Raw genomic sequence first — 23,599 nt, 5'->3', positions numbered from 1 at the left:
ATATAATTCGTCCATGCCTAGCCAACCTCTGTTAAAAAACCTTGCCCAAGATATAAAGCACCTAGCCCGTGAGCTGGGTTTTTCTGCCTGTGGCATTAGCGGCATAGATTTAGGCGAACACCCTGCTTATTTAGAAAAATGGTTAGCTGCTGGCTTGCATGGTGATATGCAATGGATGGCTAATAACCTAGACAAACGCCGTGACCCCAGCTTGTTAGAAGCAGGCACGCAAGCCATTATTAGTGTGCGTTTAGATTATTTACCGCCTGAAACCCAAGCCATTAAAATACTGGGTTCTGCTAACAAGGCTTATGTTAGCCGTTATGCGCTAGGGCGTGATTATCACAAACTAATTCGTAAGCGCCTTGCTAAACTTGCTGAACAAATTAACCAGACAATTGAAGACACGCCAGAATTAAAGGCCGCTTTTCCAGAGTTTTCTAGCCGTGCCTTTACAGATTCAGCACCGGTACTTGAACGGGGCATTGCCCAGCAAGCCGGTTTGGGCTGGATAGGTAAGAACTGCATGTTAATTACCCCCAAGGCAGGTAGCTGGTTCTTTTTGGGGGAACTTTACGTTAGCTTGCCACTACCAGCAGACGAGCCTTTTACTAAAGACCATTGCGGTGCTTGCACTGCCTGCCATGTGGCCTGTCCTACCCAAGCTTTTGTTGCTGATGGGGTATTAGATGCACGCCGCTGCATTAGCTATTTAACTATCGAGCTAAAAGGCAGTATTCCAGAAGAATTAAGACCTTTAATGGGAAACCGTATTTATGGTTGTGATGATTGCCAGTTGGTTTGCCCTTGGACACGCTTTGCGCCCACCACTAAAGAAGCCGATTTTCACCCACGCCACCAGTTAGCTAGCAGCGACTTAATCGACTTATTTAATTGGGATGAAGCAACTTTTTTGAAAAACACCCAAGGCTCACCCATTCGCCGTACGGGCTATATCAGCTGGCTACGCAACCTTGCTGTTGCCTTAGGTAATGCACCCACTAGTCTAGCTATAATAGAAGCCTTGAATGCTAAGCGTGACTACCCCGATCCCATCGTTCAAGAGCATGTGCTTTGGGCCTTAGCTAGACACCAGTAAACTAGCTATCCGCAAACAGTAGATAATCTTCTAGATTGTTAATTAAATCCCGCTCATTGGTTAGGCGCTTGCATGCATCAAAGACTGTTTTGGCTTCCTCGCCCCACCTTAAACGAAACATAACCAGCCATTGTTTTACACGCATCACACGCACAATTTCTTCATAAAACTGGGCGTCAAGTTTTAGCCATTCCAATAAGAAGCCAAGCATCCGTTTAAAATCCACCTGCTCCACTTCTTCGCCGGCTAAGTGTTGTTTTATTTGCTTAGCCAACCAAGGGTTAGTCATGGAAGAGCGACCCAGCATGGCATGATGCACACCGCTGACTGCAACGCAGCGTTGGTAGTCAGCTAAGGTCCAAATATCACCATTAGCAAACACTGGCACATCGACTACTTCAGCAATGCGTGCCACCCATTCCCAGTGAGCTGGTGGTTTGTAGCCTTGTGCACGAGTTCTAGCATGTACAACTAGCTGACTAATGCCAGCTGCATTTAAAGCACGGGCATTGTCTAGGGTTAGCTCGGTATCATCATAACCTAGGCGCATTTTGGCGGTTACTGGGGTATCTAAAGCTTTTAAAGCTTGCGCTACCGCGTGAGTTGCATCATAAAGACGGTCGGGATAGCGCAGCATACTGGCACCACCTAAGTGGCGATTAACAATTTTGGCTGGGCAACCATAATTAAGGTCAATCACCTTAGCACCTGCCTTAACACCTACTTCAGCATTCGCAGCAAGTGCTTGTGGGTCACTTCCAAGTAGCTGTAAATGCACAGGAACACCAATTGGCGTTAAGGCATTTTGTCGCAGCTCTGGGCAAATTCTATGAAACACTCTGGCAGGCTGGCGACCCTGAGTAACACGTAAAAACTCTGTAACACAAAAATCCCACCCACCTTGACGGGTAATTAAGTGCCGAGTTGTTGCGTCCATAACACCTTCCATGGGCGCTACAGCAACCAAAACGGGTGATTTTGCTTTCAATTTTTGCTCTCAAAGCTAAATAAGTGGATTTTTTTCAGGCTGCATTTTACTGGCCAATTCCAGTAAATACACGGCTTTTAGCTGCATTCAGTAAAAAAGTTTAAAAATGTAGTGACTCTTGTAGTTGCTACAAAAAAAAACCTAGTGCAAGGTTAAGTCTGCAAAATTAGAGCATTTTTTAAACACGAGGGTGTGCTATGCATACAACCAACCTAATGACAGAAGGTTTTAACCTAATGCTAATGGGCATGGGTTTTGTTTTTACCTTCCTGACATTACTGGTAATCGCTACCACTTTAATGTCGAAAACCATTTTACGTTTTTCGAAACCCGAGCCAGTAGCTAAGCCAGTTAAACCCGCTGCTAGCACCAAAACTCAGGGTAAAAATACTGAACTCATCGCTGCTATTAGTGCTGCAATTCATTTACATCGGCAACGCAAATAACGCAGCAAGAATGTTTAACGCTTAAAAAACAAATTTAGACTAGACAGGTAATAACCATGACTGCACCCCAGAAAAAACTCGGTATAACCGACGTTGTCCTCCGTGACGCCCACCAATCTCTATTTGCAACACGGATGCGTTTAGATGACATGTTACCTATAGCTGAAAAATTAGACCAAATAGGTTTTTGGTCTTTAGAAAGCTGGGGTGGGGCGACGTTCGATTCCTGTATTCGCTACTTGGGTGAAGATCCTTGGGATCGTATTCGCCAACTTAAAAAAGCCATGCCTAACACACCTCAGCAAATGCTCTTGCGTGGTCAAAACCTTTTAGGTTACCGCCACTATGCTGATGATGTAGTAGCTAAGTTTGTTGAACGCGCTGCAACAAATGGTGTCGATGTATTCCGTATTTTTGATGCGATGAATGACCCGCGTAACCTTGAAAGCGCCATTAAAGCGGTTAAAGCTTGTGGTAAACATGCTCAAGCAACCCTTTCTTATACCACTAGCCCAGTACATACCACGGATATGTGGGTAGATTACGCCAAGGTGCTAGAAGACTTGGGTGCTGATTCTATCTGTATCAAAGATATGGCGGGGATTTTAACGCCCTACGATGCTTTCGATTTAGTTTCTCGCCTTAAAGCGCAAACCAACCTAGAAATTCAAATGCAAGCCCATGCTACGGCTGGCTTGTCTGATATGACCATTCTAAAAGCGGCTGAAGCGGGTATTGACCGTGTAGATACGGCTATTTCCTCTATGTCTATGACCTACGGTCACTCAGCAACAGAAACCGTTGTAGCAGCACTGGCAGGTACAGACCGTGATACTGGCCTAGACCTTCTGGCACTAGAAGAAGTGGCTGCTTATTTCCGTGAAGTGCGTAAAAAATATGCCCAGTTTGAAGGCTCTTTAAAAGGTACTGATTCACGCATCCTAGTTGCTCAGGTGCCAGGCGGTATGCTTACCAACATGGAAAGCCAGCTTAAAGAACAAGGTGCAGCTGATAAGTTTGATGAAGTGCTAGCTGAAATTCCACGCGTGCGTGAAGACCTAGGCTTTATTCCTTTAGTTACTCCTACTTCACAAATTGTAGGCACTCAAGCGGTCATTAACGTTTTAATGGGCGAGCGTTACAAGTCTATATCTAAAGAAGTGCAAGGCATTCTTAAAGGTGAATACGGTGCAGCACCTGCTCCTTATAACACTGAGCTACAAGCACGTGTTTTAGATGGTGCGGAAGCCATTACTTGCCGCCCTGCTGACTTGCTAGAAGATGAGATGGACAAACTAGCCGCCGAAGTTAAAGCCAAGGCTAAAGAAGAAGGCATTCAGCTAGCCAAAGGCGAGCAAGAAATTGATGACGTACTAACCTACGCTCTCTTCCCCCAAATTGGCCTTAAATTCTTACAAAACCGTGGTGATGCTTCAGCTTTTGAACCTGTACCAACTCTTGAAAGTGCTCAAGCTGCTATGGCACCTAAGGTTGCTGCACCAGCAAATGACTCTGGTGTTTACACAGTAAAAGTCAATGGCCAAGCCTATGTGGTTGAAGTAGCTGAAGGTGGTGATGTAACAGCCTTAGCTTCTGTTGAAACCTCGACTAGTACAGCGCCTGCTGCACCTGCACCTTCAAGCGGTACAGGTGTTACGATTGATGCGCCCTTAGCAGGTAACATCTTCAAAATCTTAGTTAAACCAGGTGAAGACGTAGAAGCCAATCAGGTAGTCATCATTATGGAAGCGATGAAGATGGAAACAGAAATTCGTGCTGTTGAAGCGGGTACTGTTGGTGATATCGCCGTGCGTGAAGGTGATGCCGTACAAGTTGGCGATACCCTACTGACTCTCTGAGCGGAGCTGATTCATGGATAAAATTCTACTACTGTGGGAGGGTTCAGGGCTGTATAACCTGAGCCTACCCCAGTTTGTTATGATCGTTATTTGCCTATCGCTACTCTACCTAGCCATAGTCAAAAAATTCGAACCTTTACTACTATTACCTATAGGTTTTGGTGGTTTGTTGGCGAATATTCCTGAAGCTGGCTTGGCACTTTCCGCCTTTGAGCAATCTTTGGCAGTTTTTGACCCTGCTGTGATGCAAACTTATGCTGATAAGCTAGGCCTAGTATTAGATGGTGCAAGCAAAGCAGCAAATAAAGAGATTTTATTGCCTGCCATTAAAAGCTTAGAAGACCCTGTGATTTTGCAGGAACTTAAAACTATGGCAACGGCTGCTGGCTATACTGATGGTATGCTTAATACCTTTTATCAAATCACCATCGCTTCAGGTGCTGCACCACTCATTATTTTTATGGGTGTAGGTGCTATGACCGACTTCGGTCCTTTGTTAGCTAACCCTCGTACCCTTTTCTTAGGTGCGGCGGCGCAGTTTGGTATTTTTGCTACTGTGCTTGGTGCTGTAGGCTTATCTTCTTTAGGCATCGTTGATTTCAACATCAACCAAGCGGCAGCTATTGGTATTATTGGTGGTGCAGATGGCCCTACGGCTATTTACGTTGCTAGTATTCTTGCGCCAGAGTTATTAGGGGCAATTGCTGTTGCTGCCTACTCTTACATGGCTTTAGTACCTTTAATTCAGCCACCCATTATGCGTGTGTTAACCACTAAGGCTGAACGTGCCATAGTCATGAGCCAGCTGCGTCCAGTAACCAAGCGTGAAAAAATTATTTTCCCGATTGCTGTTCTGGTATTGGTAGCACTTTTCTTACCTTCGGCTGCGCCCCTTTTGGGTATGTTCTGCTTAGGTAATCTAATGCGTGAGTCGGGTGTGGTCGATCGTTTATCAGATACAGCTCAAAATGCGCTAATCAACATCACCACTATTTTCCTTGGTTTAGCAGTTGGTTCTAAACTGGTTGCTCATCTTTTCTTAACAATAGAAACGCTTGGTATTTTAGCCTTAGGTATTGTTGCTTTTGGTATAGGTACAGCTACAGGTGTGCTTATGGCTAAGCTAATGAATAAAATGAGCAAAATGCCGATTAACCCCTTAATTGGTTCCGCAGGCGTTTCTGCTGTACCTATGGCTGCTAGGGTTTCTAATAAGGTGGGCTTGGAAGCTAATCCTCAAAACTTCCTGCTAATGCACGCTATGGGGCCTAACGTTGCTGGTGTGATAGGTTCTGCCGTTGCTGCGGGTGTAATGATTATGTACCTTAGCTAGGTAACTGCCCAAAGAAAAAGAAAGGTCGGAGCAAAACTCCGACCTTTTTTTGTTTCTCTTAATGGAAACTTAGTTTTCTAGCTATTTAACTGCTTAAGCAGCCAGTTTTAAATCTGCTTGCTCCGTCTCAACATACAAGGCTTCTTGCCAAGCTTGGCGCTTTTGCAGCTCTTCTGCTAGTGCTAACATGGTTTCTATATTCATATCAAGGCTCCCTCTGCCTGTTTATCTACTACTTTGGGTGAACACCCACTTATAATATAGCAGGTGACTGGCAAGTCAGCCAGCTTAAGTAGATAAGATTTTTATATAAGTATTTCATTAACTTAGACACCATTTCATCTCGCAACTGCACAAATAAAAGGCATTAATTAGCTTTACTTAAGTTCACTGGCTCTTGGTTTAAGGTTATGCTAAAAGTTAATCTCTAGCCCAAGTATGGAGAAGAAAAATATGGTTTTTGCCATTTATGAACAGGGATTGCGTATCCACACCCCCAAGGAACAACTTTTGGCAAGACCCGCTATTCGCCAAGCGCAAGCCGTTAGCGCTAGCCGCCGCCTCGTCGACCACAAGGGAGACTCAGAGCATAACCAAGACATCAGTAATCAAACTTGGATTTATGGCTACCCCGAACAACAACCCAATGAAAAAGAACAACAACCTCAAAGCAAAGCCATGCAGGCTTATGCAGAAGTTGAACAAAGCAAAAAGAAGCAGGTGCCTTTGCTTCCTGCACTTCAAATTATGCGTAGTCCTGTTATTACCCTGCCTGCAAAAGCTAGCCTTAATGAAGCATGGAAGCTGATGCAGCAAGAGCACATTCACTATTTGGTTTTATTAGATGAGGTGGGCGATTTAGTAGGGGTTATTGATGATCGTGAATTATTGAAAGAAGCAGCCGGTGTGGGCGAGTTAAGTAAGCAAGAAGGGGTTGACCTAGCAACAACACAAGCCAGTAAATTAGTAAAAGCCCCCCTAGTAACAGCCACGGAAGAAACCGATATTCGTGATATTGCACGGGTAATGCTGGCTCAAAAGGTTAGGGCCATGCCTATAGTTGATACAGAAGGCGCGTTACAAGGCTTGGTGACTCGTTCAGACTTAATGCTAGGGCTAGCTAACCAAAACTTAGAAATTTGGACTTAAGCCTGCTTAGCGCTTATTCATCTCAACAAGTGCGGTGAGTTTATTTTTTAAACGATTTGAATCTAAGTTTTCTTGTTGCTCAATTAGCTGTTTCTTTTTAAGTGCCTCACGCTGCTTTTTATTTGCTTCTAACTTTTGCAAATGCTCAGCAGCAAAGTCAGCTTCTTCTTTACTAACAAAGCCTGCGTTATTGCCTTTTAAATCTAGACGAACAGCACCTGTTTTCATGCAGCGAAGGTAACGCGGTACTTTTACATAGCTGGCCAAAGCACGACGTATTTTTTTCATATCGCCGCCTTCTGCCGCTAATAAATCTTCATGAATACCAATTTTTAAAGGCTGGGGTTGGCCTGGCATAAAAGAGCGAGGGTAGGTTTTTATCCAATAGTCTAAACGCTGTTGAGGATTAAGCTTATCTAATTCACTAGCAGTAGGCAGATTGGTTTTAGCCGTTTCACTTGGCTTAGACACACCTAGTGTTTCTTTAATCATTACCATTAAAGAATCTGAACGGCTTAGTAGCTCTGCTTCAACTGGGTTTTCTAGTGCTTCAGTAAGCCGTGTGCCAAGTGCTTCAATATTCTTTTCTAACTGAATAACCCGCTCACTTAATTCTGTGTTACGTGTCTCTAAGGCTACAATTTCTTGCTTAGCCTTACCTAAGGCATCTAACCCCTTGGTGGCATAGTTTTCTAACTGTCCAAGCAGCTGGTCTACATCAACATCTAGCTCTAACTCTTCTGACATAACTATCTTTACCTAGCTTATTTTTTGCGCTGCAAACAGCGAATAGCGTAAGCATAGCGATTACCTTCCTGTGCTGGGTAGGTATCACGACTCGTTTCCAACCATTCTTCACTACTGACTTCAGGAAACCAAGTATCGCCCTGCGGCTCTGCATCAACTTCAGTTAAATAGAGTGTGTCTGCTAAAGGAAAGGCTTGCTGATAGATTTCTCCACCACCTATCACCATGATTTCTGATGCGCCATCAATTATGGCTTGGCTATCAGCAATTTTTAAAGCAGCAGCAAGGCTGGTTGCCACTTTCACACCTGGATGATTAAACTCAGGGTTACGACTTATTACTATATTGGTTCGCCCTGGCAAAGGACGACCAATCGACTCAAAAGTATTGCGCCCCATAACCAAAGGTTTACCTAAAGTAGTGCGCTTAAAATGCGCCAGTTCTTCTGGCAAATACCAAGGCATAGCATTTTGAAAACCTATCACTCGGTTTTTAGCTGCGGCAACAATAATAGCTAGGGGTGTTTCTAATTGTTGATTAGCTAAATTCATACGGCCACCGGTGCTTTTATAAGCTCATGGTGTTGGTAATTTTCTATGCTGATATCATCAAAAGTAAAGGCAAATAAATCTTTCACTTCTGGATTTAGCTTTAACTGGGGCAGGGTAAAAGGCTGGCGACTTAGCTGTAAATCGGTTTGTTCTAGGTGGTTCGAGTAAAGGTGTGCGTCACCTAGGGTGTGTACAAAGTCACCCACTTCTAAACCACACACCTGGGCTAGCATGTGAGTCAATAATGCATAGCTAGCAATATTAAAAGGAACACCTAAGAAAATATCAGCACTGCGCTGATACAGCTGGCAGGAAAGACGTCCTTCTGCTACATAAAACTGAAACAAACAATGACAAGGAGGCAATGCCATTTCATCAACCAAAGCTGGGTTCCATGCGCTTACTAATAAACGGCGTGAATCAGGGTTAGTTTTAATCTGCTCTACTAGATTACTTATTTGATCAACCGAGCCACCATCACTCTTTGGCCAAGAACGCCACTGGTAGCCATAAACTGGACCTAAATCACCCTGCTCATCAGCCCATTCATCCCAAATAGAAACGCCATTATCTTTTAAATAAGCAATGTTCGTGCTGCCTTTCAAAAACCAGAGGAGCTCATGGATGATAGAGCGAAGGTGCACTTTTTTGGTTGTCACCAGTGGAAAGCCCTGCTTTAAGTCATAACGCATTTGATACCCAAACACGCTATAAGTACCTGTTCCAGTACGATCTGACTTAAAAACACCTTGGCTGCGCACATGGCGCATTAAATCGAGATAAGCTTTCATAACTAACCCATAAAAAAATGCTTCTATTATGCCTAAATTAAGACTTTTTGGCAGTCTTCTGGTTGCGATAAGCGAAAACCATAAGTAACACCCCAGCAAGTATCATAGGTAATGAAAGCAGCTGCCCCATACTTAACCCACCGAGCAATAAACCTAAATGTGCATCAGGTTCACGGGTAAACTCAACCATAAACCTAAATAGTCCATAACCAATTAAAAATAAACCACTCACACTACCTGCAGGGCGTGGCTGCTTTGAAAACCACCAAAGCAAAGCAAAAAGCACCAACCCCTCTAAGGCAAACTGATACAACTGTGAAGGGTGGCGTGGATCTGGCCCTGCACCTGGAAAAACCATTGCCCAAGGAACATCCGCCGTTCGCCCCCACAACTCGCCATTAATAAAGTTACCAATTCTTCCTAAACCCAAACCTAAGGGCGTAAAAGGCGCAACAAAATCACCTAGTGCGACCCAGTTAATTTTATGCTTACGTGCAAACAGCCAAACAGCTAGAGCAACACCTATAAAGCCGCCATGGAAAGCCATGCCACCTTCCCAAACCCTTAGTAACCAAAGAGGGTCAGCCAAAACACGATCAAAGTGATAGAAGAGTGCATAACCAAAACGCCCGCCTAAAATTACCCCCAAGGCAGTGTAGAAAAGTAAATCACCAATTTGCTCTTTAGTTAAGCCTATTCGATGCGCACGCTGCCTAGCCAACCACCAGGCCAGCATAAAACCCACTAGATAAGTTAGCCCATACCAATGCACTTGAATAGGACCAAGACTAATAGCAACAGGATCTATAGCTGGGTAGGTCAACATGGATAATAACTTCCTAAAAAGGCAAATTTAAAAAAGTAGGAGTTTTAAGCCCACTAAAAATAATAACAAGGCAAAAAGGCGTTTTAAAAGTAACTCTGGTAAAAAGTGCGCTAGCCTTGCACCCACCCGGGCAAAAGGTACGCTAGCCACACTAATACCAATAAAGGCAGGCCAGTAAATAAAACCGCTAGCCAGCTCGGGTAAACTTGGGTGTAGCCAACCTGCCCATAGGTAACCTAACGCACCAAAGAGAGCAATAGGAAAGCCTAAAGCAGCAGAAGTTCCAACGGCTTGGCGCATAGAAGCATTGCACCAAATTAAAAAAGGTACACTTAAAGTACCACCACCTATACCAAAAATAGTCGATGCCCAGCCTATAAAGCCACCCGCAGAGGTTAAAACCAACGGATGAGGTTCGCCCACTCTTGGTTTGGGTTGAAGCTTCAAAACCATTTGTACAGATACAAGAATGACAAATACACCAATAATAGCTTGCAATGCTAAACCACTCAGCAAGCTGGCTGTCCAAGCACCTAACAAGGCACCCAAACCTAGCCCTAAGGTAATTAACTTAACCCAAGACCACTTAACACCTTGCTTTTTATGGTGTGCAAGGCTGGAGCTAATAGAAGTAGGGATAATAGTTGCCAAAGAAGTTCCCACCGCTAGGTGTACTAATACCTCGGGTGAAAAACCGAGTGCTGTAAAAGCCATAACCAATACAGCAACTATAATTAAGCCACCACCGATACCAAATAAACCGGCTAAAAAGCCTGCTGCTGCACCTAAAGCTAAATAGGTTAAGTAAACCAAGTGTCACCTCATTTTTTTTCTAACCAACTCTGAACTAGCTCACGCAACTCATTAGGTCGGTAGGGTTTAGTTAAGTAATCATCAATGCCTTGGGTTAAAAAGCGCTCATACTCTAAATCCATTGCATTGGCTGTTAAAGCAATAATTGGTACCTTGGCATTAGCATTATTTAACTCACGCCATAAGCGGGTTGTTTCTATGCCATCCATAACGGGCATAAATATATCCATTAACACTAAATCGTAGTTTTTTTGCTTACCCAGCACTAAGGCTTCGGCACCACTACTAGCAACATCAACTTCATAACCAGACTTTTCTAACACGCTTGACGCTAACATGGCATTTACAGGCCCATCATCGACAACCAGCAGGCGGCCTAGTGTTAGCTGCTCAGATTGCTTACCCAGTTTTGCAGGTAGCTCAATTTGTATTTGCAACCCACCAGCACTGATCGCTTCTACATCTAGGCTGCCTTGCATTTCATGTACCAGCTGACGTGTTAAGAGTTGGCCTAAACCAAGCGCACCAGAGGAAGCTACGTAGCTGCTACTTAAGGGTGTGGTCAATTGGAAACGGCGCAAACGCTCCTTTTCATCTAAGCCACCCCCCTGGTCTTGAATTTTTAACTGAAGTCGCCCTAAGGTATTCCAACCAAACCACAGGTGAATATCACCCTTACCAGACAGCTGGATCATCTGGCGTAGCAGGTGGCGCATCAAGCGAAATAAACGCCGCCTGTCTATAACTAAAAACTCAGGAATATTGCTGCCATATTCGATTAGTAAACGACGACCGCTCTTGGCTAGTGAACCTTCATTGGCAGTATAACAATCATTCACTAGCGAACTAAGAACAAGCGTATCTTCAGATAAATCTTGCTGACCCAGCTCGCCAGCATCGGACATATCACGCATGTTATCTAGTAGGTGCTGCATTTCTATTAGCTTGGCTTGACAGTAGTTCGTTAGTTCATCATCAAAGCCGCGTGCATTTTGCAGCAGTTCCAGCAACAGCTCATTGGCATCACTAACAGCAACCTGAAAAAACTCAGCCTTCATTTTTGCCGCTAAACGTGCCCTTTGGCGCTCCCCCCTTAACTGCTGCTGTATTTGTTTACTTTCGCTAATATCGAGTAAAAGTAACAAGCCTTGCCCAGTTGGTGAGTAGTGCAAGCTTATCCAAAAACAGGTTTTTCCTTGCTGGGCTACAGACAGTTCAACTTCTTTCACTTCACTTGTTACTAAGGATCTTTTTATATCTAACAAATCAAAAAGGTGGCGTCCTTTTAAGTTGTTTTGGGTGCTGCCAGCCAGGTGCTCAAATGCTGAGTTACAAGCTAAAATAAGCCCGTCTTTATCAAACTTACAAACAATTAGAGGGCCTGTAATTAAAGAAAAAAAGTCTAACTCATCAAGATTTTTCTTAATAACAGCAGGTTTGTTGGTTTCTTTTATTAAAAAACTATTTTGATCAGCTAATTCAAACTGCTTATCACGACGAAAAACCAAATAAATTAGCAGGAAAAACATAAAAACCAAAAAAACACTTACTGAATAAAGCACCAATTTATAGTCATCTATTAACTGATTTTTAACGCTATAAGCTTTATCTAAGTTAGCTACATTAAGTAGCTTCCAACCGGTAGGTGAAACACTAGACCAGCTTAAAAGTAAGTTTTGTTCACTAACTTTAAGGTTAACTAACCCTGATGCATCTGAGCGCAGTGGACCAAGTTTATCTAGTAAATCACTCGCATTCATATTTTGCCAATCTGCTATAGCCTGATAAGGAAGTACCAACAGCTTCCCTTCAGCATCCATCAATAAGCTATAACCACCCCAAGGCACAGACATCTTGGTTAAATATTGGCCTAAAGAGTCTAATGAAATATCTAAACCACTAACTCCGGTCAACTCACCCTGATGAATAATAGGGTTTATTAAGGTTAGCGTTTTACTCTTATTAGTATTTTCCTTGTAGTTACTACGCCAAATAGCAACATTTTGCGAAGTATCTATACCTTTAGACAGTTTATAATAATCTAACCCTTTAACACTTGATGAAATAGGAAAAAAACCAGTTAAGTCTGGGTAAGGATAGATAAGCGTTTCAGCTTCAGACGTGTTGATATAGACTCTGTTAATTAAATTATGGCTAGTGTAAATGCTTTTCATCAAGGGCGAGAGAAGTGCAAGCTGCTGTAACTTCCGCTCTTTTTTATCTTGGTTTTGCTGGCTTTTAAAGGGTAAAAAAATAACTGGCTGGTTAGTGGTTTGACCAAAAATTGCGCCTTCAGGGCTGTGCTGTAACTTCTTAGCCAAGGTAGTTGGTGTGCTTATGTTTGGTGCATTTAATAATAGCTTAGTTTGCTGTGCCAACAGGTCACCCAAGCGTTCTAGCTGCTGAAGTTCACCTGATAATTTTTGTGTCATTTGGCTTATAGAAACAAGCATCCGTTCTTCAACTTCTTTTTCAGCCATATTTTCTATGGCATGAAAACTAAGATTCATCAGCAAGCCTATCAAGGCAAACAGAAGAGAACCTATACTAGCCATAGGTATTAACAAACTTAACCAACGACTTTTTGTTAGGCGTTGCTTTATATTTGATGATGACTCAAGCGCAGGCAAAGAAAGCCCCTTGTTTAATACAATTAAAAAAACGAGTATAACAATACTGGCCAAAAAATAATCGCCTTTCACGCTGGATTCAACTTATGTGCTTACTAGCTTTATCTTGGAAACAAGACCAACGTTACCCCTTTTTAATCGCCGCTAATCGTGACGAGGCCTATCAGCGTCCAACACGTCCTGCTTGCTTTTGGCCTGAGCAACCTAATATTTTGGGTGGTAAAGATTTAGAAGCAGGTGGAAGTTGGTTACTGGCTAGCAAACAAGGCCGCTGGGCAACACTTACGAATTATAGGGATGGTAAAAACCTAGCTGCAGGAAAAGTTTCGCGTGGTGAACTCGTTTTACAAGCACTAGAGCAACCTCTAGCTGAGTTACCCACTTGGTTGCTAGCGAATCAACAAGATTTTGCTGGTTTTAACCTAGTGTGGGGAGACAGTAATGAAGCTTGGTACTTTTCTAATCGGCTAGCCGAAAAACCTAAACAGCTTAACCCTGGGCTTTATTTACTAAGCAATGCCACCTTAAATACAGACTGGCCTAAAACACGCCGTTTAAGGCAAGCAATGGAAGCTTGGCAAGCCGCAGATAACTGCCATCCTCGTCAGCTTTTTGCTACACTTGCAGACCAAACAAGAGCAGCTGATGCAGACCTACCTAATACTCATGTAGGTTTAGAAATTGAACGCCTTTTATCACCTATATTTATTAAAGGTGAAAACTATGGCACACGCAGCTCAACACTTTTATGGTTAGAAGCTGATAACTCTTGGCACTTACATGAAAGAAACCACTCAACTAACACGAAGCTAAGTAATGAACAGTATTTTAACTGGTAAACTAATCTACCTACTTAAAATGGGATTTAATCAAAAAAAACTACCTGTTTACTGCCTACTTTTATTGCTAGCCTCCTTGCCTGCCTGCGCTTCTATTTCTAAATCGTCTAAACCAAATCAGCCCAGAACACTGAATTCTGTTGCCAGCCAAGAAACCCTAACCAACTGGGTGGATTCCACGCTAGCAACCTACTACCCTCAACAAAAATTAAAGCACCGTAATTACCTAGCAAAACTTTACCAACAAGCAGAGTTTAATAATTTCTGGTTTGATACCACCGGTCAACCCAACGCAGCTGCCCGCTTACTGTTCCATGATTTAAAACCTTGGTTAACACTTGAACCCCACCCTAAACTAGAAGTATACAAACAGCTTGCTGAATTACTCCATCAGCCAGTGAATACAGGGCTACCTAGACACCGCCAAGCAACTGACCTGCTTATTACTGATCTTTTTCTTAGTTACCAAGATGACCTACTCAAGGGTTACTGGACCAAGTTTGATCTAGACCAAGATCATGGTGTAACCAATGCTTATGAACGCTGGGACAACTGGCCAGATGAAGTTGTTAGGCAGCATTTAGCTGATATTTTTCCTAGCTGGCTACAAGAACTACAAGATCAGCAACCCGTAGTTTGGGCTGTTGCACGCATTCAAGAAACCCAACCTACAAGTCGCTATTACCTACCCTGGCGAAAAGCCTTTTCACAACTAGAAGAAATAGCCCTACTAGGTGATTGGCCACAGGTAGACAACTACCTAATGCTAGGTTCAAGAAATTCAGAGGTAACTCGGCTGGCTGTACAGCTTAAGCATCTAGGTGACCTTCTAGATTTACAAAACTACTTTCCTACAGCAAGTCAGCAACCTTTATTTGATGAACAGCTAGAACAAGCATTAAAAAACTTTCAGCTAAGGCATAACTTAAAAGTCACGGGCACAACCAATAAAGTTACCCGACAAAAACTCAACCTAACCCCTCAAGAAAAAATGAGGGTATTAGCCCACAATCTGCGTCGCCTGCATCATCTACCCAAAACCCCAAATAGCCGTCACCTGATGGTTAATATGGCTGATCAGCGCCTTGCTTTTATTGAAGACAACCAACTTAAACTAGACATGAAAATTATCATTGGACGTGACGGTTTACGTACACCCATAATGAACCAGTGGTTAACCTCTCTTGTATTAAATCCACTCTGGAATGTGCCTGACAGCATTGCTAGGCAACGTATTTTTCCACGTGCCCTACAAAATCCTCAGTACCTCAGCTCTCGAGACTATGCCCTGGTCGACGGCTGGCATACCCCTTCTCGCTTTGTTTCTTTAGATGAAGTATCAGCCAGTGACTTTCAAGATGAGAAATCTAGCTACCGAATAGTGCAAAAAACAGGCAGGTACAATCAGTTAGGTAGAGCAAAATTCCGGCTTTCTAACCAACAAGCAATTTATCTACACGACACACCCTACCGCCAAGCATTCAATCAGGATAACCGTGATATTAGTTCTGGCTGTGTGCGTTTAGAAGATGCTGATCAGCTGGTACTTGCTTTACTTAATCACAACAAAAACTGGACAGAAGAAGCTATCAATGAGGTTTATCAACAGGGTGAGGAGCGCTACTTGCAAGTAAGACCTAAAGTAGCCGTCTACTTAATGTATTGGACAGCCTGGACAGATAACGCAGGGCGCTTACACTGGCGGGATGATATTTACCATAAAGATAGCTTAAAAGATAACAAGCGCTTAGCTCTTGGGCCCCGAAAGCCAGCCCAAACCTAGCTCGCCCATAAATACACCCAAGTGCCCAACAACCTGATCTGTGCTAGCACACTTGAGCACCCTTGCCAGCAACTCCCTAGCTTGACCAATACTTACTCGACGAATAGCCGCCTTAACCCTAGGCAAGCTGGCTAGATTCATCGAAAGGTTTTGATAGCCCATACCCAAAAGCAACACAGCACCTGCTGGATCGCCCGCTAGCTCACCGCAAATACTAACAGGCAAGCGAGCAGCATGGGAGTCTGCGGCTATTTTAGCCAACACCTGTAACACAGACGGATGATAGCCACTGTACAACCTGGCTACCCGTGGATTATCGCGATCTACCGCCAACATATATTGGGTTAAGTCATTACTGCCCACCGACAAGTAGTCGACCCGCTCTGAGAGTGCGCGGATTTGGAAAATAGCCGCAGGCACTTCAATCATTGCGCCCACCAATGGCTTAGCAATGCGTAGACCTTCATTTTGACGTAATTCAACCCAAGCACGGCGAATTAAAGCACGGGCTTCTTCTACTTCACGTACCGAAGAAATCATTGGCAAAAGAATGCGTAGGTTATCTAACCCTTCACTTGCCCTAAGCATGGCTCTTACTTGGGTTAAGAATATTTCTGGATGGTCAAGAGTAAAACGTATGCCTCGCCAACCTAAACAAGGGTTGTCTTCTTCAATAGGAAAATAGGGCAGCGGCTTATCACCACCGATATCGAGGGTACGCATGGTGACTTCACGTGGTGCAAAAGCTGATAGCTGTTGTCGATACAGGCTGACTTGCTCTTGTTCACTAGGAAAGCGATCGGCCATCATAAACTGCACTTCGGTGCGATACAGGCCAACACCCTCTGCACCATAGGCAAGCGCTCTAGCATGGTCGGCAGCTAAACCAGTATTTAATAATAAAGGTACGCGATGCCCGTCACGTGTAATGCAAGGCAACCCTGCTTCTGCTTCTAATGCATCAGAAAGTGCTCTGTCTTCTTCAATAAATTCTACATACTGGCGGCGTAGCAGTTCATCTGGGTTAGTAATAACCTGACCACGGTAGCCATCAAGGATTAACAACTGCCCTTCTAATTGAGCAAAGGGCAGGTCTGTTAACCCCATCACCACAGGAATACCCATAGCCCGTGCTAAAATTGCCAAGTGGGAGTTACTAGAGCCTTTAACCGTTATTAAACCAGCTAGTTTTTCTTTAGGCACTTCACCCAACAAAGCAGGTGATAACTCTTCACCTACTAGGAGAGTGTTGTCTTCATAATCTCGTGGCGCTTCACCACCAGCCTGCAAGTAAGACAACACTCGGCGGCCTAAATCACGTATATCGGCTGCTCGCTCACGCAAATAAGAATCTTCAACTTTTTCTAGGTACTTAACATGCCGCCTTACAACAAAAGCTAAAGCGCCCTGCGCCCACTGCCCTTCTTCTATGTGTTTTAAAACCTCCGCACCCAAAGAATCTTCATCTAGCATTTGAATGTAGGCTTCAAATAAGGCTTGTTCTTGTGCACTAACACGGTTCGCCAGCTTTAAACCTACTGCACGAATATCATCTCTAACCGATTTGAGTGCGGCTAAAAAGATAACTTTTTCATCTTCTATCGACTCACACTCTCGGTCAGGCACACTGTCTAAGTCGGCAGGCGGCATAATAACGCGAGCTTTTCCTATGGCAGCACCTGGAGAAGCGGGAAGGCCTTCAAAGCGCACCATCTCTTGGCGCTGACCCGGAATAATTTTTAAACTACCACTTAGTTGAGCATGGGCAAGCACAGCGGCTAGCTGGGCTGCAATAGTTACTAAAAAGGCTTCTTCGCCTTCATCAAACTTGCGCTTATCCATTTGCTGCACAACCAGCACACCCATAGCACGCCGCTGATGAATTATGGGTACACCTAAAAAGCTGTGATAACGTTCTTCGCCTGTTTCTGGTAAATAGCGAAAACGTGGATGCAGGGGTGCATTATCTAAATTTATTGGTTCTTCACGCTGCCCCACATAACCAACCAAACCTTCTGAAGGGGCTAAACTAGCAACACCCACAGCAGCAGCATTTAAACCCAGAGTATTCATCAACACATAACGTTCTTGACGTGAGTCCATTAAATAAACTGAACAAACATCGGTATTCATTGCTTTACGCACTCTACGTACAACAATAGACAGGGCCGTATGCAAATCTCTAGCCGTGCTAACTTCCTGCACAATTTTGCGCAGAACATCTAACATATTTAGAGTGGTTGGTGTGTCAGTCATGAGTTTTCACGTAGCATCCTATGAATTCTAGGGCCTAACTCCAATAGAGCTCGACGGTATACATCTCGTTTAAAAGGCACCACCTGACCTAGCGGATACCAATAGCTAACCCAGCGCCAGCTATCAAACTCTGGCTTGGGAGAACAATCAAAACACACTTGCGAGTCGGCACAACGTATTTGCAATAAAAACCACTTTTGCTTCTGGCCAATACACAAAGGGCGGCTATTGCGACGCACCATACGTTTAGGTAAGCGGTAACGCAGCCAACCACGCGTTGCCCCTAAAAGCTCAACCTGATCAGGACACAAGCCTATCTCTTCTTTTAATTCGCGATAGAGTGCCTGTTCTGGCGTTTCATCATTTTTAATACCGCCCTGAGGGAATTGCCAAGCATCCTGCCCACAGCGCCTTGCCCAAAGCAGCTGACCATCACTATTCGTGATTATAATTCCAACATTCGGGCGGTACCCATCCTCATCAATCACCCTTGCGCCCTCAAAAAAGTCTTTATTACTTAATCTTCCGTAAAGAATCAAAAGTATTCAATTTAACACTGATGTAAAATGTATTAAACCTTCTCAACTAGTAACTTGGAGCTTTATAAAGTGAGTTTAGCCTTGTTTGACCTCGACAACACCCTGATAGCGGGTGATAGTGACCACGCTTGGGGTGAATTTTTGGTAAGTAAAGAGCTGGTCGATGCTGAAGAATATAAAAAAGCTAACGATCGCTATTTTATAGATTACCAACAAGGCACTTTAGATATCCATGATTATCTTGCCTTTTCATTACGACCTTTAACTCACTACTCTACCCAAGAAATGCTTGCTTGGCGTGAAGTTTTTATTGAAGAGTGTATCCGCCCGTTACTACTTCCTGCTGCTACAGAACTCTTAAACAAGCACCGTGAAGCGGGTGATGAGCTTCTTATTATTACTGCTACCAACCGTTTTATTACTGAACCCATTGCGCGTTTATTGGGTGTAAATGAACTAATAGCAGCTGAGCCAGAGTTTATTAATGGTAGTTATACTGGCAAGGTTGTTGGCATACCTAGCTTTAGGGAAGGTAAGGTTACTCGCCTGAATCAGTGGCTTGCAGAAAAAGACCTTAGCTTAAAAAACAGCTGGTTTTATAGCGACTCACATAATGACCTACCTTTATTAGAGATTGTTGATAACCCAGTTGCTGTTGACCCAGACGAAGCTTTGCATCAACGTGCAACCCAAGAGGGCTGGCCAATACTCAGCCTGCGTAGCTAAGCGTATGAGCTGGTCACTGGAAACGCTAGGTAGAATACATTCTTGTTATCAAGAAAAGTTTGCCGTACCTCGCCAGCCAGGACTAGCTCCTAGCGCCTTTGCTACACTTGAATTGCTACCACCCTACAATCAGGCTGCCTTAGTCGAGGGCTTAGAAACCTTCTCTCATCTTTGGATAAGCTTTATCTTTCATCAGAATTTAGAACAGGGCTGGAAGCCAAAAGTACGCCCACCCAGATTAGGCGGCAATAAAAAAGTCGGTGTTTTTGCAAGCCGTTCAACTTTTCGCCCCAACGGTTTAGGTTTATCGGTCGTAAAACTAGAAGGGATAGATTTAACCTCAGGGGTAAAGCTTTATCTATCAGGCATCGATTTAATTGATGGTACGCCCGTGGTGGATATTAAGCCTTATATTCCTTGGGTAGACAGCCAGCCTACGGCTTTATCAGCTTGGGCGGCTGAACCACCAGAAAGCCTAGTGGTTAGCTTTTTACCTAAGGCGGAGCAAAAGTTGGCTAGCCACCCTCAAGGCAGTCATTTAAAACAGCTAATAATTGAAGTGTTGGCACAAAACCCTCGCCCTGCCTACCAAAAAATAACGACTGAGCGTATTTATGGAGTGAAGCTGGCAGACTTAAATGTACAGTTTTGTTATTTAGATACTAAACATTTGGAAGTGGTAGCCGTTGACTAAATTCAACAACTGCCACTTACACAAGAAATAACTAAGCGGTTTTAATTAAAATTAATGCCTAAACGGCGACCCACTTCTTCATAGGCTTCAACTACACCACCTAAACCTTGGCGAAAACGGTCTTTGTCTAGTTTTTCACGGGTTGTTTTATCCCACAAACGGCAACCATCGGGTGAAAACTCATCGCCCAACACCACCTCACCTTTAAATACACCAAACTCTAGCTTGTAATCGACTAGCAACATACCTGCTTCATCAAAAAGCTGTTTTAAAACACCGTTTACTTTATAGGTTAGTTGTTTCATCTCAGCTAGCTGTGCTTCCGTTGCCCAGCCAAAGGTAAGGCACAAGGATTCGTTAATCATTGGGTCGCCCTGAGCATCATTCTTTAAGAAAAGCTCATAGGTAGGTGGGTTTAGCTCTAAGCCTTCTTCCACACCTAAGCGACGCACAAGACTACCAGCGCTGACATTACGTACAACACATTCAACTGGCATCATCGCCATACGCTTTACTAAAGATTCACGGTCATTTAAACGCTTTTCAAAGTGCGTAGGAATGCCTGCTGCTTTAAGCTTTTCCATAATAAAGGCGTTAAATATATTGTTGACCTTACCCTTACGCTCCAGCTGCTCAAGCTTTTTGCCATCAAAAGCACTGGTATCATCACGAAAATGCATAATAAGTAGATCGGGATCATCAGTTTTATAAACTGATTTGGCTTTTCCTGCATAAAGTTCTTCGCGCTTTTCCACAAATGTCTCCGGAAAGGTAGGTCATTAATTAATTACTAGGCTTGAATGTCTCGCCAGCCAAAACCTTCTTCCTGATTAGCCAAGGTTATCCAATCAGGCGTGGTATTTACTGCCTTAGCAAAAGCAGAACAAGCTAAGTAGGGATCGTTATTTTGTTCACTTAGATGCGATGCGACTAGGTGAGACAGTTTATCAGTTTCTATTTGTGTTAAGAAATCGGCGGCTTGCTGATTGCTTAAATGGCCAAAATCACCACCCACTCTACGCTTTAATGAAACAGGGTAAGGGCCGCGAGCCAACATGTCTGGATCATGGTTTGCCTCTAACACCAAAGCTTGGCAGCTTTGGAAATGACGCACCACATGAGGTGTAATACTGCCTAAATCGGTTAATACACCTAAACGATTAGCCCCGTCGCTTATTACAAACTGCACTGGTTCTCTAGCGTCATGCGGTACGGTCACTGGCCAGACTTCTAAATCTTTCACAGCAAAAGAATGCTCAGGGTTAATTGCACGCCAATCGGGCACTTCCCCATTAAACCGACCAGAAATCTTGGTACCATTGGTTGTATAAAGGGGCAGTTGGTAGCGCCTAACTAGCGCACCCGCACCACCAATATGATCACCATGTTCGTGCGTTATTAGTACGGCTGTTAACTCTGCTGGCTCTACACCCAAGCGTTGCAAACGCCTAGTTGTTTCTTTCATAGCAAAACCACAATCTATTAACAAATGGGTTTCACCACAACTTACTAAGGTTGCATTGCCTTTACTACCACTACCTAGCGAAGCAAATCTAATTTTACGGCTTTTGATCAACGCAGCTGCCGCTCCAGCCAGGTTAAGAGTTCTAACTCCACCTCTTTAGGCGCAGCTTGACCTGGTGCACTTTCTAAAATTAAATCTAGCTCTTGATGGTACTCAGATAAAAATAACTGGTAATAGTGCTCATCTGACTTGGGACCTTGGCTAAACAGGCGTGCAAAAAAACCAGTTGGACGCTTAGCTTTAGGTACATAACGAATATATAAGCGGCCTTCGCTACGGTTTAAATCTTCTAGTTTTTGCCAGTCATCGGTAAATTTATCATCTAATAAGTTAACCAGTTCTGACCAAGCTCGCTCGTACTCTAGCTGTAAAACAAGCACTTGACGTTCATCACGGTCTGTTAAGCGAACTAGCTGATTATCTTGCAAAGACTGGGCTTGCAAAGAAACGCTGGTGCTCGATTCACTTAAACTGGCAGTTAGAAATTCAGCCATGGATTTTAAACGGCTACGATCATAGTCATTCCAAGGTAAATTTTGCCCTGCTTGATAAGAGTGAAGACGAATTTCTGAAGTACCGCGGCGTACACCTTGCCGTAAATTAATTCTCTGTGCTGGCAAGCGGCTTTCTGGGTCTTCAGCTAGGGTTAACTCTCCACGGCGAGGACTAGCAGCAACTAGAGGCAAGTCTCGACTTTCTGCAAAGGCACGCAAACTTGTCCAGACTTCACTCGGGCTGCGCATAACCAGTAACCAAGCACCTTCATCGTCAGCACGTTCAATAACCAAGCTTTCACCTTCATCCATTACCCTTAAAGGCTCAGGTCGAGGTGCTTCATCGCTTGTTTGACCTATGCTTCGGTTAGCTTTGGCAAAAGGCATCGCATCCTGCTCAGGATAGCTAGCAGGCAAGTCATTGCTTGCCGCTTTAGCATCGTGATAATCAGTATTGCGATCTCGGTATTCACTGCTGCTGCACCCTGCAATCAAACCTACCGCCAAAAGTAGAGGCAGCGACAGTTTACCTAAATTCATTTTTGTATAACTCCAGCTAGCTGCAGTGCTTCATGAATTGTTGTGTGGTACTTGGTTGATAAAGGCGTTAATGGCAAGCGTATTCCTAAATCGATTAAGCCCATGTCGTAAAGTGCCCACTTGGTTGGAATAGGGTTAGATTCAACAAACAAGCCTGTGTTTAAGGGCATTAAACGCGTATTAATTTGGTGTGCCTTGCTAGTGTCGCCTGCCATAGCTGCTGCACACATCTCGTGCATTTGCTTGGGTGCCACGTTAGCTGTAACAGAAATATTACCGCTTCCACCCATAAGAATAAGCTCACAAGCCGTTGCATCATCACCAGAGAAAATTTGAAAACCCGTACCGGCTACGGCATCAATGAGCACCTTGCCGCGTTCTAAATCACCCGTGGCATCTTTTAAAGCAACAATTTTATCTAGCTCTGCTAAACGAAGCACTGTTTCGTTGTGCATATCTACTGCTGTACGGCCAGGCACATTATAAAGAATAATGGGTAAATCACTGGCTTCAGCAATGGCTTTATAGTGTAGGTACAAGCCTTCTTGTGTTGGTTTGTTGTAGTAGGGTGTGCTAATTAAGCAGTAATCTACACCCACTTTGTTGGCATAACGGGTAAGTTCGATGGCTTCTTTGGTTGAGTTAGAACCCGTGCCAGCTATAACAGGAATTTTTCCTTCAACACGTGCCACTACACGGCGTATCACTTCAAAGTGTTCTTCAAAGCTAAGTGTAGAAGGTTCACCTGTTGTACCAGCGGCAACTATGCCATCGGTACCGTTTTCTAAATGAAAATCTACCAAACGATCTAATGCAGGCCAATCAACTTCACCTTGCACTGTCATGGGCGTTACCAAAGCTACTAGGCTGCCTTTAATCATGCCGCGTCTCCAAAATTCAGAAATAAAACTTGTTCTCTATTGTCACTGCTGAAGCACTTAGTCTCAAGCAGAAAATGGGGTCTATGCTAT

General features: G+C 43.8%; 22 protein-coding genes. 9 read left to right on the top strand and 13 right to left on the bottom strand.

The window, feature by feature from the left end:
- Positions 1 to 13: 13 nt before the first annotated feature.
- The gene (gene queG, locus H571_RS0102400; protein ID WP_027847911.1) at positions 14 to 1,099 is read left to right on the top strand and encodes a tRNA epoxyqueuosine(34) reductase QueG; all 1,086 of its coding nucleotides are present in this window, start codon (positions 14 to 16) and stop codon (positions 1,097 to 1,099) included.
- A gap of 1 nt (position 1,100) precedes the next feature.
- Here queG and H571_RS13925 read toward each other — a convergent pair whose 3' ends face one another.
- A complete protein-coding gene (locus H571_RS13925) occupies positions 1,101 to 2,087 on the bottom strand; it encodes a tRNA dihydrouridine synthase (RefSeq protein ID WP_156887829.1) in 987 nt (328 codons plus the stop codon).
- Between the two features lie 197 nt (positions 2,088 to 2,284).
- On the opposite strand from H571_RS13925, the gene H571_RS0102390 reads away from it, so the two are divergent.
- From H571_RS0102390 to H571_RS0102370, 4 genes are all read left to right on the top strand, one after another.
- Positions 2,285 to 2,533 carry an OadG family protein gene (locus H571_RS0102390; protein ID WP_027847910.1) on the top strand — a complete coding sequence of 83 codons (249 nt, stop codon included), beginning with the start codon at positions 2,285 to 2,287 and terminating at the stop codon, positions 2,531 to 2,533.
- Positions 2,534 to 2,589: 56 nt separating this feature from the next.
- Positions 2,590 to 4,392 (top strand): sodium-extruding oxaloacetate decarboxylase subunit alpha, encoded by a 1,803-nt coding sequence (gene oadA / locus H571_RS0102385; RefSeq protein ID WP_027847909.1) that lies wholly within the window; start codon positions 2,590 to 2,592, stop codon positions 4,390 to 4,392.
- A 13-nt stretch (positions 4,393 to 4,405) separates the two neighbouring features.
- Complete coding sequence (locus H571_RS0102380) at positions 4,406 to 5,725, top strand: sodium ion-translocating decarboxylase subunit beta (protein ID WP_027847908.1); 1,320 nt, start codon at positions 4,406 to 4,408, stop codon at positions 5,723 to 5,725.
- Between the two features lie 453 nt (positions 5,726 to 6,178).
- On the top strand, positions 6,179 to 6,874 hold the full coding sequence (locus tag H571_RS0102370) for a CBS domain-containing protein (RefSeq protein WP_027847907.1): 696 nt from the start codon (positions 6,179 to 6,181) through the stop codon (positions 6,872 to 6,874).
- Positions 6,875 to 6,880: 6 nt separating this feature from the next.
- On the opposite strand, the gene H571_RS15410 is transcribed toward H571_RS0102370, so the two are convergent.
- From H571_RS15410 to H571_RS0102340, 6 genes are read right to left on the bottom strand one after another with little or no spacing between them, the layout of a single operon-like run.
- The gene (locus tag H571_RS15410) at positions 6,881 to 7,621 is read right to left on the bottom strand and encodes a ProQ/FINO family protein (protein WP_051168087.1); all 741 of its coding nucleotides are present in this window, start codon (positions 7,619 to 7,621) and stop codon (positions 6,881 to 6,883) included.
- A 17-nt stretch (positions 7,622 to 7,638) separates the two neighbouring features.
- Positions 7,639 to 8,172 carry a type 3 dihydrofolate reductase gene (folA, locus tag H571_RS0102360; RefSeq protein WP_051168086.1) on the bottom strand — a complete coding sequence of 178 codons (534 nt, stop codon included), beginning with the start codon at positions 8,170 to 8,172 and terminating at the stop codon, positions 7,639 to 7,641.
- A complete protein-coding gene (locus tag H571_RS0102355; RefSeq protein WP_027847905.1) occupies positions 8,169 to 8,963 on the bottom strand; it encodes a thymidylate synthase in 795 nt (264 codons plus the stop codon). The genes folA and H571_RS0102355 overlap by 4 nt, the downstream gene beginning before the upstream one ends.
- A 37-nt stretch (positions 8,964 to 9,000) precedes the next feature.
- Positions 9,001 to 9,789: a prolipoprotein diacylglyceryl transferase gene (lgt, locus tag H571_RS0102350; protein WP_027847904.1), complete on the bottom strand. Its 789-nt coding sequence runs from the start codon at positions 9,787 to 9,789 to the stop codon at positions 9,001 to 9,003.
- A gap of 27 nt (positions 9,790 to 9,816) precedes the next feature.
- Positions 9,817 to 10,602: a sulfite exporter TauE/SafE family protein gene (locus H571_RS0102345; RefSeq protein WP_027847903.1), complete on the bottom strand. Its 786-nt coding sequence runs from the start codon at positions 10,600 to 10,602 to the stop codon at positions 9,817 to 9,819.
- 8 nt (positions 10,603 to 10,610) lie between these two features.
- The gene (locus H571_RS0102340) at positions 10,611 to 13,286 is read right to left on the bottom strand and encodes a response regulator (RefSeq protein WP_036217301.1); all 2,676 of its coding nucleotides are present in this window, start codon (positions 13,284 to 13,286) and stop codon (positions 10,611 to 10,613) included.
- A 32-nt stretch (positions 13,287 to 13,318) separates the two neighbouring features.
- Here H571_RS0102340 and H571_RS0102335 point away from each other — a divergent pair, with 32 nt between their 5' ends.
- Entirely contained in the window at positions 13,319 to 14,071 is a 753-nt protein-coding gene (locus tag H571_RS0102335; RefSeq protein ID WP_027847901.1) for an NRDE family protein, read from the top strand.
- A complete protein-coding gene (locus H571_RS15405) occupies positions 14,049 to 15,854 on the top strand; it encodes a L,D-transpeptidase family protein (RefSeq protein ID WP_051168085.1) in 1,806 nt (601 codons plus the stop codon). The genes H571_RS0102335 and H571_RS15405 overlap by 23 nt, the downstream gene beginning before the upstream one ends.
- Here the strand turns inward: H571_RS15405 and ptsP are convergent.
- Together ptsP and H571_RS0102320 are read right to left on the bottom strand one after the other, a co-directional pair.
- A complete protein-coding gene (gene ptsP, locus H571_RS0102325; protein WP_425411337.1) occupies positions 15,819 to 18,110 on the bottom strand; it encodes a phosphoenolpyruvate--protein phosphotransferase in 2,292 nt (763 codons plus the stop codon). The genes H571_RS15405 and ptsP overlap by 36 nt on opposite strands.
- Entirely contained in the window at positions 18,107 to 18,598 is a 492-nt protein-coding gene (locus H571_RS0102320; protein WP_027847899.1) for an RNA pyrophosphohydrolase, read from the bottom strand. The genes ptsP and H571_RS0102320 overlap by 4 nt, the downstream gene beginning before the upstream one ends.
- A gap of 120 nt (positions 18,599 to 18,718) precedes the next feature.
- Here H571_RS0102320 and H571_RS0102315 point away from each other — a divergent pair, with 120 nt between their 5' ends.
- Positions 18,719 to 19,375, top strand: coding sequence for a histidinol-phosphatase (locus H571_RS0102315; protein WP_027847898.1), 657 nt, complete (start codon positions 18,719 to 18,721; stop codon positions 19,373 to 19,375).
- A 4-nt stretch (positions 19,376 to 19,379) separates the two neighbouring features.
- Entirely contained in the window at positions 19,380 to 20,069 is a 690-nt protein-coding gene (tsaA, locus tag H571_RS0102310; RefSeq protein WP_027847897.1) for a tRNA (N6-threonylcarbamoyladenosine(37)-N6)-methyltransferase TrmO, read from the top strand.
- 41 nt (positions 20,070 to 20,110) lie between these two features.
- Here tsaA and purC read toward each other — a convergent pair whose 3' ends face one another.
- From purC to dapA, 4 genes are read right to left on the bottom strand one after another with little or no spacing between them, the layout of a single operon-like run.
- Positions 20,111 to 20,824, bottom strand: a complete 714-nt coding sequence (purC, locus tag H571_RS0102305) for a phosphoribosylaminoimidazolesuccinocarboxamide synthase (RefSeq protein WP_027847896.1) — start codon at positions 20,822 to 20,824, stop codon at positions 20,111 to 20,113.
- 35 nt (positions 20,825 to 20,859) lie between these two features.
- Positions 20,860 to 21,645, bottom strand: a complete 786-nt coding sequence (locus tag H571_RS0102300) for an MBL fold metallo-hydrolase (RefSeq protein WP_036217299.1) — start codon at positions 21,643 to 21,645, stop codon at positions 20,860 to 20,862.
- A complete protein-coding gene (locus tag H571_RS0102295) occupies positions 21,642 to 22,628 on the bottom strand; it encodes an outer membrane protein assembly factor BamC (RefSeq protein WP_027847894.1) in 987 nt (328 codons plus the stop codon). The genes H571_RS0102300 and H571_RS0102295 overlap by 4 nt, the downstream gene beginning before the upstream one ends.
- Complete coding sequence (dapA, locus tag H571_RS0102290) at positions 22,625 to 23,509, bottom strand: 4-hydroxy-tetrahydrodipicolinate synthase (RefSeq protein ID WP_027847893.1); 885 nt, start codon at positions 23,507 to 23,509, stop codon at positions 22,625 to 22,627. Before dapA ends, H571_RS0102295 begins: the two co-directional genes overlap by 4 nt.
- Between the last annotated feature and the right edge of the window lie 90 nt (positions 23,510 to 23,599).

Origin of the sequence: Marinospirillum minutulum DSM 6287 (assembly GCF_000422325.1) — a bacterium.
GTDB lineage: Bacteria > Pseudomonadota > Gammaproteobacteria > Pseudomonadales > Halomonadaceae > Marinospirillum > Marinospirillum minutulum.
Note: the sequence above shows the minus strand (reverse complement) of the source record. Positions and strands in the feature narration are given on the sequence as shown.